Source organism: Marinobacterium mangrovicola (assembly GCF_004339595.1).
Lineage (GTDB): Bacteria > Pseudomonadota > Gammaproteobacteria > Pseudomonadales > Balneatricaceae > Marinobacterium_D > Marinobacterium_D mangrovicola.
Genome location: NZ_SMFU01000008.1, coordinates 386,419 through 401,936, shown reverse-complemented (window position 1 = coordinate 401,936; position 15,518 = coordinate 386,419). Strand labels below are relative to the sequence as shown.

The 15,518-nt window shown below is 59.0% G+C and carries 10 protein-coding genes; 3 read left to right on the top strand and 7 right to left on the bottom strand.

Going from position 1 to position 15,518, the window contains the following annotated elements; translation table 11 throughout:
- Window positions 1-80: 80 nt before the first annotated feature.
- Window positions 81-2,237 carry a methyl-accepting chemotaxis protein gene (locus CLV83_RS10350; RefSeq protein ID WP_132291480.1) on the bottom strand — a complete coding sequence of 719 codons (2,157 nt, stop codon included), beginning with the start codon at window positions 2,235-2,237 and terminating at the stop codon, window positions 81-83.
- A 415-nt stretch (window positions 2,238-2,652) separates the two neighbouring features.
- Between CLV83_RS10350 and CLV83_RS10345 the strand changes: the two genes are divergently transcribed.
- The 3 genes from CLV83_RS10345 (at window position 2,653) to CLV83_RS10335 (ending at window position 5,530) form a co-directional block, all read left to right on the top strand.
- Window positions 2,653-3,663 (top strand): DctP family TRAP transporter solute-binding subunit, encoded by a 1,011-nt coding sequence (locus CLV83_RS10345; protein WP_132291477.1) that lies wholly within the window; start codon window positions 2,653-2,655, stop codon window positions 3,661-3,663.
- A 75-nt stretch (window positions 3,664-3,738) separates the two neighbouring features.
- Window positions 3,739-4,236 (top strand): TRAP transporter small permease, encoded by a 498-nt coding sequence (locus CLV83_RS10340; protein ID WP_132291474.1) that lies wholly within the window; start codon window positions 3,739-3,741, stop codon window positions 4,234-4,236.
- On the top strand, window positions 4,226-5,530 hold the full coding sequence (locus CLV83_RS10335) for a TRAP transporter large permease (RefSeq protein WP_132291471.1): 1,305 nt from the start codon (window positions 4,226-4,228) through the stop codon (window positions 5,528-5,530). The genes CLV83_RS10340 and CLV83_RS10335 overlap by 11 nt, the downstream gene beginning before the upstream one ends.
- Window positions 5,531-6,029: 499 nt before the next feature.
- Here CLV83_RS10335 and CLV83_RS10330 read toward each other — a convergent pair whose 3' ends face one another.
- The 6 genes from CLV83_RS10330 to CLV83_RS10305 form a co-directional block, all read right to left on the bottom strand.
- Window positions 6,030-7,433 (bottom strand): NAD(P)(+) transhydrogenase (Re/Si-specific) subunit beta, encoded by a 1,404-nt coding sequence (locus CLV83_RS10330; RefSeq protein ID WP_132291468.1) that lies wholly within the window; start codon window positions 7,431-7,433, stop codon window positions 6,030-6,032.
- A gap of 11 nt (window positions 7,434-7,444) precedes the next feature.
- Window positions 7,445-9,007, bottom strand: a complete 1,563-nt coding sequence (locus CLV83_RS10325; protein WP_132291465.1) for a Re/Si-specific NAD(P)(+) transhydrogenase subunit alpha — start codon at window positions 9,005-9,007, stop codon at window positions 7,445-7,447.
- A 166-nt stretch (window positions 9,008-9,173) separates the two neighbouring features.
- On the bottom strand, window positions 9,174-11,798 hold the full coding sequence (gene ppc, locus CLV83_RS10320) for a phosphoenolpyruvate carboxylase (RefSeq protein ID WP_132291462.1): 2,625 nt from the start codon (window positions 11,796-11,798) through the stop codon (window positions 9,174-9,176).
- Between the two features lie 266 nt (window positions 11,799-12,064).
- Window positions 12,065-12,904 carry a sugar phosphate isomerase/epimerase family protein gene (locus CLV83_RS10315; protein ID WP_132291459.1) on the bottom strand — a complete coding sequence of 280 codons (840 nt, stop codon included), beginning with the start codon at window positions 12,902-12,904 and terminating at the stop codon, window positions 12,065-12,067.
- Window positions 12,905-12,907: 3 nt separating this feature from the next.
- Window positions 12,908-14,074, bottom strand: a complete 1,167-nt coding sequence (locus CLV83_RS10310) for a dihydrodipicolinate synthase family protein (RefSeq protein ID WP_132291456.1) — start codon at window positions 14,072-14,074, stop codon at window positions 12,908-12,910.
- Between the two features lie 232 nt (window positions 14,075-14,306).
- Entirely contained in the window at window positions 14,307-15,458 is a 1,152-nt protein-coding gene (locus tag CLV83_RS10305) for a Gfo/Idh/MocA family protein (RefSeq protein ID WP_132291453.1), read from the bottom strand.
- Window positions 15,459-15,518 lie beyond the last annotated feature (60 nt).

The window sequence follows — 15,518 nt, the reverse complement described above, 5'->3', positions numbered from 1 at the left end:
GTGCAGAAAATAGCCCGGCGAACAGCCGGGCTAAGAGACAATGATGAAGAGAAGCCTTAACTTGGCAACAGGAGACTTGTTTAGATCTTGAAGGCGCCGACGACGCTGCCCAACCCATAAGCCTGAGATTTCAGCCCCGAACACTCGTCGCGCATCGCCTGAACCTGATCGGAAGCACGATCAGATACATCGCTGATCGCGACCATATGTTTGTTAATGTCGTTGGCTACAGCAGACTGCTGCTCCGTGGCTGCCGCCACCTGTTCGGCCATCAGGCGTATATTAGCCATGGACTCGGTTACCTGAGACAGGGCCGAGCCTGCCGCGTCGGCTGACTCAACCGCCACCAGAGACTGATCATAACCCTGGCGAATCGCGTCGTTGGCCGCCTGTGCATTGGTCCTGAGTTTATCGATGATTGCCTGAATTCTCGCCGTGGAATCCTGGGTCTGTTGCGCCAGGTTGCGCACCTCATCGGCTACCACGGAGAACCCTCGCCCAGCCTCTCCGGCCCGGGCGGCTTCTATCGCCGCATTCAGCGCCAGCAGATTGGTCCGTTCGGAAATACTGGAAATAACATCAAGCACCTCGCCGATCGATTCGCTGTCTTCATTAAGCTGCCCCACCACCTCAGTGCCCTGCTTCACGTGGTTGGCCACATCACGAATCCGCTGGATCACCTGATCAACCTGACCACGCCCGGTCTTCGCCAGATCATCCACCTGGCTGGCCGAACCCGAAGTCGAAGCCACACTGTTGGAGACCTCCTCCAGGCTGTAGGCCATCTCCTGCACCGCCGAGACCACCGAGTCGATCTCCCGTTTCTGCGCATCAACGCCCTCGGCCATCAACTCGGCACTGCTCGATGTCTGCTCGGAAGCTCGTGAAACCTCGGCACTGGCACCTGCCGTCTTGCGCACCAGATCCTGAATCAACGCGACAAAGGCATTGAAATTCTGCGCCAGCTTGCCGATCTCATCCTCCCTGTCGAGAGAGATGCGGGCGGTCAGATCACCATCGCCATTGGCAATCTCATCCATACGGCCAGAGATAAAGTTCAGCGGGGCGATGATCCGCCTGAGCAGCAGCACACCAACAACCAGCAGGAGCAGCGCCATGGCCGATCCCGCGACCAGCATCAGGTTACGCGCATTGTTAGCGATCTCAGCGGATGCGGCATCTTCCTGTACGCGCACGGTTTCAGCGAGACCTTTTAACAGATCCAGTTGATTAAGTACCTGCAGCATCATCTGCTCCAGCTGCAGCTCCACATTCGAGAGTGCAAACTGGTAGCGCAGCTGAGCAACCTTCGCCGTAAACAGCCCCTGCTCACTGTCGGTGAGCAGCGAGCGCATCTGCTGATATTCCCCTCTCAGCGCCTCCGCCTTCTGCTGCAGGCCCGGCGCTTCATGCAAAAGCCCATCAAGACGTTCCAGATTATCCAGCAGCGCCTGATCCAGCGGTTCGAACTGTTCTGCTTTCAATACCTGTAACCGCTGCAGATCCTCAACCAGCAGCAACCGGCGGGACAGGGCGGTCAGCTTTACCATGTCGAAGCGGATCTGCTCACTCACCGTCAGCGCCGTGCGGACATTACCGAACACAATCTCCTGAAAACCGCTGCGCAGCTCTCCCAACGCTTCGCTGTCGGTATCCTTGAGACTACGCACACTGCGCAGAAAGCGCCGGCTTTCACGGGTAACAAGATGCCCCAGCTCATTAGACAGGTCCGCGATCAAACCAATGCTCTGATCGGTCTGCGCATCAATTTCCGCAATCAGTTCCGGCATCTGCTCTTTCAGCAGCAGGATTTGCCGCGACTGATCGTAGAACTGGCCACTGGTGTCAGCGAACTGCTCAAACCGGGTACCCAGCTCCTTCAGCCCCTGTTCCAGCTCAACCTGTTTATCCTCCGGCAATCCGAAATCAGCAATTGTCTGCTCACTCAGCGCCAGCGCCTCATCAAACCCGCTGCGATCCGCCTCTCGTCCGATCGAATCAAGCTCATCGACTGTTGCCGATGCGGAGACCCTGCTGTTGTGCCCAAGCACCGTGTTGACTGCCTGGCTGATCGTACCGCTCTGAGACTCAAACAGCGCCAGCTGACTGAGCGCCGACTGGTTAGTGTTCAACGTGCTGATACTCGTGAAAGCGATGACGCCAAACAGAACCAGCGCCAGCAGGTTAACGGCGAGCCCTGCGATCAACGACTGCTTGATACTGATGTTCAATTTCATCCGGATACAACCTTCTTTTATCCAACTTCCAGGGTGCTTATCGATCCACGCCTCTTCGGAGCCACAGCAAACGAAGTAACCTCTTACAGCGTCGGCTAAGAAAGCCACCCACAACAGCCTGTTATTTTGTAGTCATATGTATACAGTTAATCGAAGCATCATCCGTGCCATTTATGGACACCCGCAACAGATGTTTCTCCACAGTCGCTCTTCCTTAATCCGTGCCAGGACGAACCAACAATTCCCAGACCTGCCCTAAAACTGCGCGCTATCAGGCTTCGAGCGCCCTCAACAGGCGCCTAAAGCTTTACGCACGGCACCAGCTACGGCATATTGTTGCCCCCCGCCCACAGTTAAGAAGCCCAACCGCTTCCCGTGGACCCCAAGACAAAAGAAGATCGAAAAGGACGCCCCGATGCTGAAAAGACGCACCCTGCTGGCAGCCGCCGCTTCCTGCCTGCTGCTGAGCCCGCTTGCGCACGCCGAATACAAGGCCGAATACACCGTTTCCACCGTACTTCCCGCCGCCTTCCCTTGGGGCCAGGCTGCCGAGAAGTGGGTTGAGCTGGTCAATGAGCGCTCTGAAGGGCGCATCAACATGAAGATCTACAGCAACTCCCAGCTGGTCTCCGGTGACCAGACCAAAGAGTTCTCCGCCATGCGCTCAGGCCTGATCGATATGGCCGTGGGTTCCACCATCAACTGGTCACCGCAGGTGCCGGAACTCAACCTGTTCTCCCTGCCGTTCCTGATGCCGGACTACGAAGCGATCGATGCGATCACCCAGAGTGAAACCGGTGACAAGATCTTCAGCGCCATTGAAAAGCGTGGCGTGACGCCGCTGGCCTGGGGCGAAAACGGCTTCCGTGAGCTGTCCAACTCCAAGATCGCTATCGACCAGCCGGAAGACCTCAAGGGCCTGAAGATCCGCGTGGTCGGGTCTCCGCTGTTCCAGGACACCTTCTCTACGCTGGGCGCCAACCCGACCCAGATGAGCTGGGCTGATGCAAAACCTGCGCTGACCACCGGCGCCGTTGACGGCCAGGAAAACCCGGTTGCCGTGTTCGACGTGGCGCGTATTGACCAGGTTGGCCAGACCTACCTGACCCGCTGGCACTACATGGCTGATCCGCTGGTATTCGGCGTCAGCACCCGCGTATGGCGCACCTTCTCGCCGGAAGATCAGGCCCTGCTGAAGCAGGCCGCTATCGATGCCGGCAAGTGGGAAATCGAAAAGTCCCGCGGTGAAGTGGCAGAGACTCTGGAGAAGATCCGCGAGCGCGGCGTTGAGGTGATCGACCTGACACCGGAACAGCACGCAGCCTTTGTCGAAGCGACCCAGCCGGTCTATGAAAACTGGGCTCCGAAGATCGGTGAAGATCTGGTCAAGGAAGCGCAGGAAGCGGTGGCTAACCGCAACAACTAATAGCTGACAACACTTTTAAACTGATCCCTGCCCGCCCGTTTTAACGCGGCGGGCATTTTCCTTTCTGGAGTTTACATGTCATCCAGACCGCCAAAGGCCCGACCGGAACGTTTCCTGGCCGCGCTGGCACTGACTGTCATTTGTATTATCAGCCTCGGTAACGTGGTGGTACGTTACGCCACCGATGCCTCTTTTGCCTTTACCGAGGAGTTCTCCGTATTCCTGCTGGTGATCGTCACCTTTGCCGGCGCCGCGGCTGCCGCCAGGGATAACCAGCACATCCGTATCGAACTGATCGAGCACCATGTACCGCGCTCACTGCTGCCGGTGCTATACCTGCTGCAGTGGGCCGCCGGCATCGCCGTGCTCGGCGCCGCCACCTGGTACGGCTACACCTTCGCCATGGAAGAGTACGAGTGGGAATCGCTCTCCCCGGGGCTTGGCCTGCCGAACTGGATCTACGTGGCCTGGCTGCCGATCCTGACGCTGGCGATCATGATCCGCTCGACTCAAAGCCTGATCGACCGACTGAAAGGCCGTTCACCCGATAGCGGAGAGCACCATGACGCCTGATATTCTGATGATTGGCGGCTTCCTGCTCGCCCTGCTCCTCGGTGCGCCGGTGGCGATCTCCCTCGGCATCGGTGGCATGATCGGCATCCTCTCCGGCCTGTCGCCGGATATGCTCGCCACCCTGGGCACCAACACCTACAACAGCGTGGCCAAATACCCGCTGATCGCGATCCCGCTGTTTATCCTCACCGGCCTGATCTTCGAATACGCCGGCGTCGCCGCCAGCCTGGTGCGCTTTGCCCAGGCGCTGATCGGTCCGCGCCACGGCGGCCTGGCCGTGGTCGTCGTACTGGTCTGCCTGATCATGGGCGGCATGAGCGGTTCCGGCCCTGCCGACGCAGCCGCGGTGGCGATGGTGATGCTGCCGAGTATGAAACGTGCCGGTTATCCACAGCCGTTCTCGGCCTCGTTGATCGCCGCATCCTCATCCACGGCGATCCTGATTCCGCCGTCCATTGCGCTGATCCTCTACTCCATCGTGGTACCGGGCGTGGATCTGCGCGCGCTGTTTGCCGCCGGCCTGATCCCTGGCGTTCTCGCTGGTCTGTCGCTGCTGCTGCCGGCCTGGCTGCTGGCCCGCCGCTACGGCTGGGAAGATCCGGAAACTACCGAGCGCCCGCCGCTGGGTGAAAGCTTCAAACAGGCACTCCCGGCCCTGTTTGCGCCAGTACTGATCCTGGGCGGTCTGCGCTCCGGTCTGTTTACGCCCACGGAAGCAGCGGTTGTTGCCGTAGCCTACGGCGTGATCGTCGGTACGCTGATCTACCGCAAGCTAACCCTGAAGGACCTCTGGCGCCTGATGGGCGAAGCGGGAATCACCTCCGGCATCGTCATGTTCATCATCGCCCTGGCCGGCATCTTCGCCTGGGCCGGCACCACGCTCGGCACCTTCCGCCATCTGGCTGAGGCGATGCTTTCCCTATCGGAAAACGGTTGGGTTCTGCTGGGGCTGGTGATGCTACTGGTTCTGCTGGCAGGCATGCTACTGGATGCGATCTCGATCTACCTGATCCTGATCCCGATCCTGCTGCCGCTGATGCAACACTTCGGTTGGAACCCGGTCTGGTTCGGTATCCTGCTGGCGATGAACATCGCCATCGGCCAGTTTACGCCGCCGGTGGCGGTGAACCTGATGGTAACTACGCGGATTGCGGGTATCAGGCTGGAACAGACCCTGGGCTGGACACTGATCTTTGTCGCGTCGATGTTCGCCAGCCTGCTGCTGGTGATGCTGGTACCTGGGCTTGCGCTCTGGCTGCCGGAGAAGCTTGGATATGTGGTGGGGGCCTGGTAAGGCTTTTCTGCCAAAAGGTTCTGCCAGAATCTGCTTAAACGAAAACGGCCAATCCCAAAAGGACTGGCCGTTTTTATTTACCACTCATAAGCCATTACCTACGAGGGTGGTCAACGTCTTTTCAGGGCTATGCCTGTCTCGAACCCTATTGTTAAACAAGGCTCGATGTCGCATAACTGCCTGAGCGCATCAATCTACCCCCTTCGGCGCAGCCGAGCATCGCAGGCTGAAAGAGAAACAAGGGAAAGGCTGTTTGAGGCGAAGCCGACTTATTCTGAAAAAGTAAGCCTTTCCCGCTCTTTCAGACGAGAAGCACAGGGAAGTCGGCATAGCCGACCAAGCCTTAGGGGCGGTTTGGGATTGCAAAGGGGCTTGTCCGCACAAGCCCCTTTGCTCGCCAGCAGGCGAAACCGGACTTGAAAAGCGCACGGTTATCGATTTTCACACTGAAGTGTGATCATGCAGGGAGCGACTAAGCACTCCCCACCTGATCTACCAATCAGCCATTCAAGATCTTAAGGATAGAATCCACACTATCCTTGGCATCGCCGAACAACATCCGGGTGTTGTCCTTGTAGAACAGCGGGTTATCCACACCGGCGTAACCGGTGCTCATGCCGCGCTTGAGGACGATGGTCGTCTTGCCTTTCCAGGGCTCCAGTACCGGCATGCCGGCGATTGGGCTATCCGGAACTTCCTGGGCGGCCGGGTTGACGATGTCGTTGGCGCCGATGACCACGGAGACGTCCACATCCGGGAAGTCTTCGTTGATCTCGTCCATTTCGTAGACGATGTCATAAGGCACCTTGGCTTCCGCTAACAGGACGTTCATATGGCCCGGCATACGACCCGCGACCGGGTGGATACCGAAGCGTACATTGACGCCCTTGTCGCGCAGCTTCTTGCTGATCTCGAACACGGTGTGCTGAGCCTGGGCCACGGCCATGCCGTAACCGGGCAGGATCATCACTTCCTTGGCGCTCACCAGCATATCGGCAGCTTCGTCGGCCTCGATCGGCTTGATATCTTCTTCGCTGCCTGCGGCACCTGCCGACTCTGAACCGCCACTGCTCTTGTTGCCAAAGCCACCGAGAATGACGTTGAGGAACTTGCGGTTCATCGCTTTACACATGATGTAACTGAGGATCGCACCGCTCGAACCTACCAGCGCACCGACCACGATCAGCAGGTCGTTGCCAAGCATAAAGCCCATGGCGGCGGCCGCCCAACCGGAGTAGCTGTTAAGCATGGAAACCACCACCGGCATATCCGCACCGCCGATAGCAACTACCATGTGTACACCGAAGATCAGCGCGATGATGGTCATCGCTACGAGCCAGATGAATCCTCCGTCCGGCGATGCGGCCACGTACTCCACACCAAACCAGATCGCCAGCACGCCTAAACCTAAGTTGAACAGGTGACGCCCCGGCAGCTGCAGCGGCTTGCCGCTGATCTTGGCAGCGAGCTTCAGATAGGCACAAACCGAACCGGAGAAGGTCAGCGCACCGATCAGAATACCGATATAGGTTTCCGATGCGTGAATGGCCTGCTCCACACTGTTGAGGCTAACACCATGATCCAGTGCGTTGGCCCAGCCGACAAAGACGGCCGCCAGACCGACCAGACTGTGCAGAATCGCCACCAGTTCCGGCATCTGGGTCATCTCAACCCGTTTGGCCAGAATCCAGCCGATGATGCCGCCGACAACGATACCGCCAATCAGGAACACCTGGTTCTCTGTAACCAGTCCAACGATGGTAACCAGCACCGCAAGGCCCATGCCCAGCATGCCGTAGAAGTTGCCGCGACGAGCGGTTTCCTGGTGGCTCAAGCCGCCCAGCGCCATGATGAACAGGGCGCTGGAGGCGATGTATGAAACTGTGATGATGCCTGAGTTCATGAGTCAGCCCCTTATTTCCTGAACATCCGCAGCATGCGCTGGGTGACGGCAAAGCCGCCGACGATGTTGATACTGGTGATAAACACCGCCAGCGTCGCCAGAATCACCACCAGCGGACTGTCGCTGGATATCTGTATCAGAGCGCCGATAACGATGATGCTACTGATGGCGTTGGTCACACTCATCAGCGGCGTATGCAGGGAGTGAGACACACCCCAGATCACCATGTAACCGATAAAGCAGGAGAGCACGAACACGGTCAGGTGCCCGAGGAACTCAGGCGGCGCCACAGAGCCAAGACCAAACAGGGCAAGGCCTGACAGTGCCAGCGGCACCAGGAACGCCAGCGGATGCGCTTTTTTCGGCTCCGCCTTTTCCAGCTCCGCCTTGGACTTGATGCCGACATCTTCCTTAGGCGCCAGCGAAATGCGCGGTGCGGGTGGCGGCCAGGTGACCTCGCCCTCTTTCACCACGGTGGCGCCACGGATCACTTCGTCTTCCATGTTAACGACGATCTCGCCGTTCTTCTCCGGGCAGAGATCGGTCAGCAGGTGACGCAGGTTGGTGGCGTAAAGCTGGCTCGCCTGGGCCGCCAGACGGCTCGGCAGGTTGGTGTAACCGATCAGGGTCACGCCGTGCTTAACCACGACCTTGTTGGCTTCGGTCAGCTTGCAGTTACCACCCGCTTCCGCCGCCAGGTCAACAATTACGCTGCCCGGTTTCATGTTGGCTACCATGCGCTCGGTAATCAGCTCCGGCGCCGGCTTACCCGGAATCAGCGCGGTGGTGATGATGATATCGACCTCAGCCGCCTGGGCCGCGAACAGATCCATCTCCGCCTTGATAAACTCGGGGCTCATGGTTTTGGCGTAACCACCGTCTCCTGAGCCATCCTCATCGTCGAAATCGAGCATGAGGAATTCGGCATCCATACTCTCGACCTGCTCTTTAACCTCAGGACGGGTATCGAAGGCACGCACGATGGCGCCCATGCTTTTCGCGGCACCAATCGCCGCAAGACCGGCCACACCGGCACCGATCACCAGCACCTTGGCCGGCGGTACTTTACCTGCGGCAGTAATCTGCCCGGTAAAGAAGCGACCGAAGTGCTGCGCCGCTTCCACCACCGCACGGTAACCGGCGATGTTGGCCATGGAGCTCAGCGCGTCCATCTTCTGGGCGCGGGAGATACGCGGCACGGAGTCCACCGCCAGCGCGGTCACGCCGTGATTCGAGAGATCCTGCAGCAACTCCTGGTTCATGGCCGGGTACATGAAGCTGATCAGGGTCTGCCCCTTGCCCAGCAGCTCAACGCCGTAAAAGCCAAGCTCCGGATGCTCCTTGGGCGGGCGCACCTTCATGATGATGTCTGAGGTTTTCCACAGCTCGCGAGGGTCTTCGACAATCTCGACACCGACAGCACGATACTGTTCGTCATCGAAGTTGGCTGCAGCACCGGCCTGGGTCTCAATGGCAAGAGAAAAACCCAGCTTGTGCAGCTGAGTGGCGACTTCAGGCGTTAACGCTACGCGGCGTTCGCCCTCTTCCACCTCTCTGGGGATGCCTATTTTCATTATTCTAGCTCTCCTGTTTATCTAAACGGGGGATATCATCGATAAACAAAACGATGTCGTTAAAGGATTAAGTTAAGGATCCAGTTAAAGGAAGCTGTGAGCAGGTCAGTGACGTTACCGAAACGTTATAGCCTGATGCCTGGCTCCCCTTTCATAAATTGAACTTTCAACCCGTATTTCTCATACCTGTTGCTATACCCGTCATGGTCACCATCAACGCAAAATCGACAGCCTCGCCGGGTTTATTTCTGTCTCTCAACAGCAGCTCTGCCTGCAGATAATGGAGCGGGTCGATGTAGGTTTTTCGGACGTCAAACGACTCACGAACTGCTCGCTTATCCTGTAGTAAAACCTCACATTTTCTTAACCGCTTAATCAGGTTCTGGCACTGTCGCAGCCGTTCTATAAGGCGCTCACCCAGATCACTGAATTGCGGATCAACCAGTCGCTGCTGATAATAATGAGCAATTCCAGGGTCCGCTTTAGCCAAAACCATCTCCAACATGTCTACATACGACTTAAAGAAGGGCCAATCGCTTAACATCTGCTCTAAATCCCGCTGATGACCCGAACTCATCGCCTCATCTATCGCTTTATCACTACCCAGCCAGGCAGGCAGATTTAACCGGATCTGAGTCCAGGCGAAGATCCAGGGGATCGCCCTGAGGCTTTCGACGCCGCCATCCACCTTGCGTTTGGAGGGCCGACTGCCCAGTGGCAGCTTGGCCAACTCTTTCTCCGGCGTGATCTGACGGAAATAGGACACGAAGTCTGGCTCTTCCCAGACAAACTGGCGATAGAGTCCGTGCGCCGTCTCCGCCATTTCATCCATCAGCCGACGCCATTCGGGTTTCGGCTCCGGCGCGGGCACCAAACTCGCCTCCAGCACCGAGCTGGCATACAGCTCCAGGCTGCGCACGGCGATATCGCTCATACCGAACTTATAGCGGATCATCTCGCCCTGTTCGGTTACGCGCAGGCGGCCATCCACCGAACCCGGAGGCTGAGCGAGGATGGCGCGGTGACTGGGGCCGCCGCCGCGACCGACGGTGCCGCCACGACCGTGAAACAGCGTCAATGTAAAACCGTTATCACGGCAGAGACGGGTCAACGCCTCCTGGGCACGGTACTGGCCCCAGGCCGCTGCCAGCGCGCCAGCATCCTTGGAGGAGTCGGAGTAGCCGATCATCACCTCCTGGTGGTTCTGGGTGTAATGGCGGTACCAGCCGATATCGAACAGCTGGGCCATGCAAGGCTCAGCGTTATTAAGGTCGGCCAGGGTTTCGAACAGCGGTACGATGCGCATGGGGAAGGCGACGCCGCACTCCTGCAGCAATAGCGCCACCGCCAGCACATCCGAGGGCGCCGACGCCATGGAGATCACGTAACTGCCGAGCGCCTCCGGGCTCTGCCGCGCGATCACCTCACAGGTGTCGATCACCTCCCGCGTCTCGGCACTGGGCTGCCACTCTTTCGGTAACAGCGGCCGCTTGCTGTTCAGCTCCCGCATCAGGAAGGCCTGCTTGTCCTCCTCGCTCCAATCGCGGTAGCTGCCGAGGCCGTAATAACGGGTCACCTCATCCAGCGCATCGGCGTGGCGCTCGGAGCTCTGGCGGATATCGAGACGCACCAGGCCCAGCCCGAAACAGGCAAGACGACGCAGGGTGTCGCGCAGCAGACTGTCCGCCAGATCCGCCATACCGCAGGCGCGCAGCGAACGGTCGCAGAGCAGCAGCGGCTCACGCAGCTCGGCATTGAGCCGGTAAACATCCACCGGCTCGCGCCAGCCCAGCTTCAGGCACTCTTCGGTCCAGCTGCGGGTGTTCTCCAGCCGGGTGCGCACACCACGCAGCAGCTTGCGGTAAGGCTCATCGCACTCGCCGACCTCGGCCCAGAGTTCATCACTGGCGCGAGTCATGGAGAGCTGCTGCAACAGCTGGCCGATATCCTTGAGGAACAGATCCGCCGCCATCCAGCGCGACAGCCAGAGTACTTCAGCGGTAACCGCCGCGGTGACATTGGGATTGCCGTCACGATCGCCGCCCATCCAGGAGGCAAAGCTGATCGGCGATGCATCGATCGGCAGGCGCTGATCCGATACCCGCTCCAGTTCGCGGTCGAAGTTGCGTAGAAAGCGGGGCACCGCCTCCCAGAGGGAGTTTTCGATCACCGCAAAGCCCCACTTCGCCTCATCCACCGGCGTGGGCCTGTTGCTGCGGATTTCCGGCGTGTGCCAGGCTTCGCTGACCAGCTGGCGCAGGCGCTCTTTCTGGTTAATGGCGGTAGGGCTCGACGGATGCAGTCCTTCCATGGATTCGAGGCAGCGCGCCATGCTGTCGTACTTCTGGATAAAGGTGCGTCGGTTGACCTCGGTGGGATGTGCGGTCAGCACCAGCTCGATCTTCAGGTCCGCCGCTTTCTCTACCAGCTTGGAGGCTGAGATATCCTGCTGCAGTATGGCGTCGAACACCCGGTTCAGCGCATAGGGGTCAGGCTCATCGGTCTCCGGATTGCGGTAACAGCGCACCCGGTCGACCTCTTCAGCCAGGTTGGAGAGGCTGAGAAACTGGCTGAACGCCCGCGCCACCGGCACCAGTTGTTCATCGTCTATATGTTCGATCAGATTGAGAAGCGGCCTTCCCCACTGGCTGTCACCGGAGTTCTTGGAACTCTCCCGGATACTCTCAATTTTCTGAAAAACCGCTTCCCCCTGATCGTTTCTGATCGCTTCACCCAGAAACTGACCAAGAAGGTTGATGTTCTTACGTAGAGGCTCGGCAAGGTTATCCATGGGTACATCTCTACTGTTTATTATTGTGTTGGTTATGCAGGGCGACCCGGCCGCAGGCTTCGCCTCCAGGCTTTGACGCTGGACATGTAGACTGGATACAGACCGGCAAAAGGACCGCCACGGCCAGCTATCAGCTGCAAATAAAGGGAAGAAAAGGGATAACAATCAAAGCGCTGGGCGGAGGTCTCTCAAACATCACTATCAAAACAGCGATATCAAAACAGCTATATCAAAAATAGCTCGGGCCCCCACCCAGCAGGCATCGATCAGACAACGCTCTGATGGCGCTCGATGCAGGTTTTAAGTACTTCGTCAGGATCCTTTTTCCACCAGTTCTCGGCAGAAAAGATCTCGACCTCGCACTTGCCGTTAAAGCCCGCCTCTTCGACCCAGCCACGGATCTTCTTCAGATCGATAACGCCGTCACCCATCATGCCGCGATCCAGCAGCAGATCCTGGGTCGGTACCATCCAGTCACAGACGTGATAGCCAAACAGCTTGCCGCTGCGGCCGGCACGCATGATCTGCTCGCGTAGCTCCGGATCCCACCAGACGTGGTAAACATCCACAGCAACACCGACCCCCTCACCCAGGCGATCGCACATGTCGAGCGCCTGCTTGAGGGTGTTCACACAGGCGCGGTCCGCGGCGTACATCGGGTGCAAGGGTTCGATCGCCAGCGGCATATTGCAGCTCAGCGCGTACTCCTGGATCGAATGCATGCCGTCGAGCACCTGCTCGCGGGCGCCTTCCAGGTCACGGGAGCCCTCCGGCAAACCGCCGACTACCAGCACCAGGCTGCGAGAGCCCAGCGCCACCGCTTCATCGATGGCGCGGCAGTTATCATCGATCGCCGCCTGACGACCGCGGGCATCCGCCGCCGGGAACATACCGCCACGACAGAGCGCAGACACGGTCAGTCCCGCATCGCGAATCAGTTTGGCGGACTTTTCCAGGCCGCAATCGGCTACCTGATCGCGCCAGGGGCTGATATCGACAATCCCGTGACGGGCGCAGCCATCGATAATCTGCTCAAGGTTCCAGCGCTGACGCACGGTCGCGGTATTGAGTGAGAGGTTTTCCATATCATTGGAGAAGTCGCGCATCGTTTATCCCTCCACACCGTAGGTCGCCAGCACGTTGCGCATGCGCGCCACGGCCAGATCCGGGTTGGTCAGCAGGCCGGCCTGATCGGCCAGACGGAAGAGTTCACTCAGGTGCTGCACGGACCGGGTGCTCTGCTGCCCGCCGATCATGCTGAAATGGTTCTGGTGACCGTTCAGGTAGGCCATGAACACCACGCCGGTCTTATAGAAGCGGGTCGGCGCCTGGAAGATATGGCGCGACAGCGGCACGGTGGGCGTCAGGATATCGTGGTAAGTCGCCAGGTCGCCTTTACCCAGCGCCTGCAGCGCAGAGCTGGCCGCTGGTGCGATGGCATCGAAGATTCCCAGCAGCGCGTGGGAGTGGCCCTGCTCATCGCCTTCGATCAGCTCGGCGTAGTTGAAGTCGTCACCGGTGTACATCAGCACGCCCTCGGGCAGGCGGCGACGCATCGCAATCTCTTTATCCTTGTCCAGCAGAGAGATCTTGATGCCATCCACCTTGTCGGCGTGCTCTTCGATGATCCCCAGGCAGACATCCATCGCCGCTTCATGATCATCCTTGCCCCAGTAACCGTTCAGCGCCGGGTCGAACATTTCGCCTAGCCAGTGCAGCACCACCGGCTCTTTCGCCTGGGACAGAATGCGGCCATACACCCTGGCATAGTCTTCCGGTGAGCGGGCGCAGGCCGCCAGTGCACGGCTGGCCATAATGATCAGTTTGCCACCCAGGCCTTCGATATATTCCATCTGGGTTTCATAAGCGCGGATCACGTCATCAACGCTGACATCAGGCCCGGGCTGCAGATGATCGGTACCGCAGCCGCAGGCGACCAGAGCGCCGGGGAAATCGCTGGCGGCATCCAGAGAGCGACGGATCAGCTCCTTGGCACCTTCCCAATCGAGCCCCATGCCGCGCTGCGCGGTATCCATCGCCTCGGCGACGCCCAGGCCCAGTTTCCAGAGGTACTGGCGGTAAGCGATGGTGGCATCCCAGTCCACGGCCGCTTCCAGCCAGGGAGAACAGTCACGCAGCGGGTCGGCAACGACATGGGCTGCAGAGTATGCGATGCGGGGCAAGGGAGCGTCGATCTGCTGGGCAAACTCACGCTGTGCGCTTAACCGGTAGCGCTCGGTGCCGCCGGCAGCGACGGGCAGAATCAATTCAGACATAAGGATCACTCTGTTTTTATTTGCAGAAACCGGGCATCCCCTGACGCAGACAAACGCTGGGTCGCGGTGCTGATGCACCGGCTCCCGATACCGATCCCGGTAATAAGGGAGCCCGGTTTGGGTGAGAAAAAGCGGCATGAATGCAGCCGGGGGAAGGAGCAGCAGGTGAAGGCGTTCATCGGGGGGTGCGAGGCGTATGCTCACCCCACCTGCTTCCGACTGCAGTGCCGAATTAAACCTCGAGTACCGGCACGTCGAGCCAGCGACGCTCTTCCCAGCTTTTCAGACCCAGCTCGGCCAGCTGAACACCGCGGGCACCGGCCAGCAGGTCGTACTCCCAGGGGCCGCCTTCGAGCACGTGGCGGATGTAGTCTTCCCACTGCACCTTGAAGCCGTTGTCGTAGTGCATGTTGTCCGGCACTTCGACCCAGTCGTTCATGAAGTCCATGGTCTGCGGCTCATCCGGGTTCCAGACCGGTTTCGGGGTGTTGACCCGGCTCTGGGTACGGCAGGTATGCAGGCCGGCTACGGCGGAACCGAGAGTGCCGTCTACATGAAAGGTCACCAGGTCATCGCGACGGACACGGGTGCACCAGGAGCTGTTGATCTGGGCGATGATGCCGCCTTCCAGTTCGAAGGTTGCGTACGCTGCATCATCGGCTGTGGCTTCATAGGGCTGGCCCTTCTCATCCCAACGCTTGGGAATATGAGTCGCGCCCAGGCAGCTTACCGCCTTAACCGGTGCAATGACGTTATCGAGCACGTAGCGCCAGTGGCAGAGCATATCCAGGATCATGCCGCCACCATCCTGCTTGCGGTAGTTCCAGCTAGGACGCTGCGCCGCCTGCCAGTCCCCCTCGAAGACCCAGTAACCGAACTCGGCACGCACCGACAGGATTTCACCGAAGAAACCGTTGTCACGCAGTGCCTTCAACTTCATCAGACCCGGCAGGGACAGCTTGTCATGTACGACGCCGTTACAAACGCCTTTCTCTTTGGCATAGCGGGCCAGTTCAAGGGCGACTTCAAGCTTTTCCGCCGTCGGCTTTTCACAGTACACCGCTTTACCGGCATCCATCGCCTTTTTCAGCAGGCCCGCACGTAGCTGGGTTGAAGCCGCATCGAAGAAGATCTTGTCATCCGGATTGGCAAGGGCGGCATCCAGATCGGTGGTCCAGCGCTCTACACCGTGCTTCTTCGCCAGGCGTTCGATCTTATCGGCATCGCGGCCGACGATGATGATATCCGGCACGGCGCGATCGCCATTGGAGAGAACGACACCACCCTGGTCACGGATCGCCAGCACCGAGCGGATCAGATGCTGATTCATACCCATGCGACCAGTGACACCGTGCATGATGATTCCAAGTCTTACGTCAGCCATTGTGCTACCTCTTGTTTTTGTTTTCGCCCGTGGCCGGGCAGATCAACTTGTTCAATCCAA

Bases quoted from the DNA above. Each gene is read 5' to 3' on its own strand.
- CLV83_RS10350 (WP_132291480.1), bottom strand. From the start codon at position 2,237: ATGAAATTGAACATCAGTATCAAGCAGTCGTTGATCGCAGGGCTCGCC.
- CLV83_RS10345 (WP_132291477.1), top strand. From the start codon at position 2,653: ATGCTGAAAAGACGCACCCTGCTGGCAGCCGCCGCTTCCTGCCTGCTG.
- CLV83_RS10340 (WP_132291474.1), top strand. From the start codon at position 3,739: ATGTCATCCAGACCGCCAAAGGCCCGACCGGAACGTTTCCTGGCCGCG.
- CLV83_RS10335 (WP_132291471.1), top strand. From the start codon at position 4,226: ATGACGCCTGATATTCTGATGATTGGCGGCTTCCTGCTCGCCCTGCTC.
- CLV83_RS10330 (WP_132291468.1), bottom strand. From the start codon at position 7,433: ATGAACTCAGGCATCATCACAGTTTCATACATCGCCTCCAGCGCCCTG.
- CLV83_RS10325 (WP_132291465.1), bottom strand. From the start codon at position 9,007: ATGAAAATAGGCATCCCCAGAGAGGTGGAAGAGGGCGAACGCCGCGTA.
- ppc (WP_132291462.1), bottom strand. From the start codon at position 11,798: ATGGATAACCTTGCCGAGCCTCTACGTAAGAACATCAACCTTCTTGGT.
- CLV83_RS10315 (WP_132291459.1), bottom strand. From the start codon at position 12,904: ATGCGCGACTTCTCCAATGATATGGAAAACCTCTCACTCAATACCGCG.
- CLV83_RS10310 (WP_132291456.1), bottom strand. From the start codon at position 14,074: ATGTCTGAATTGATTCTGCCCGTCGCTGCCGGCGGCACCGAGCGCTAC.
- CLV83_RS10305 (WP_132291453.1), bottom strand. From the start codon at position 15,458: ATGGCTGACGTAAGACTTGGAATCATCATGCACGGTGTCACTGGTCGC.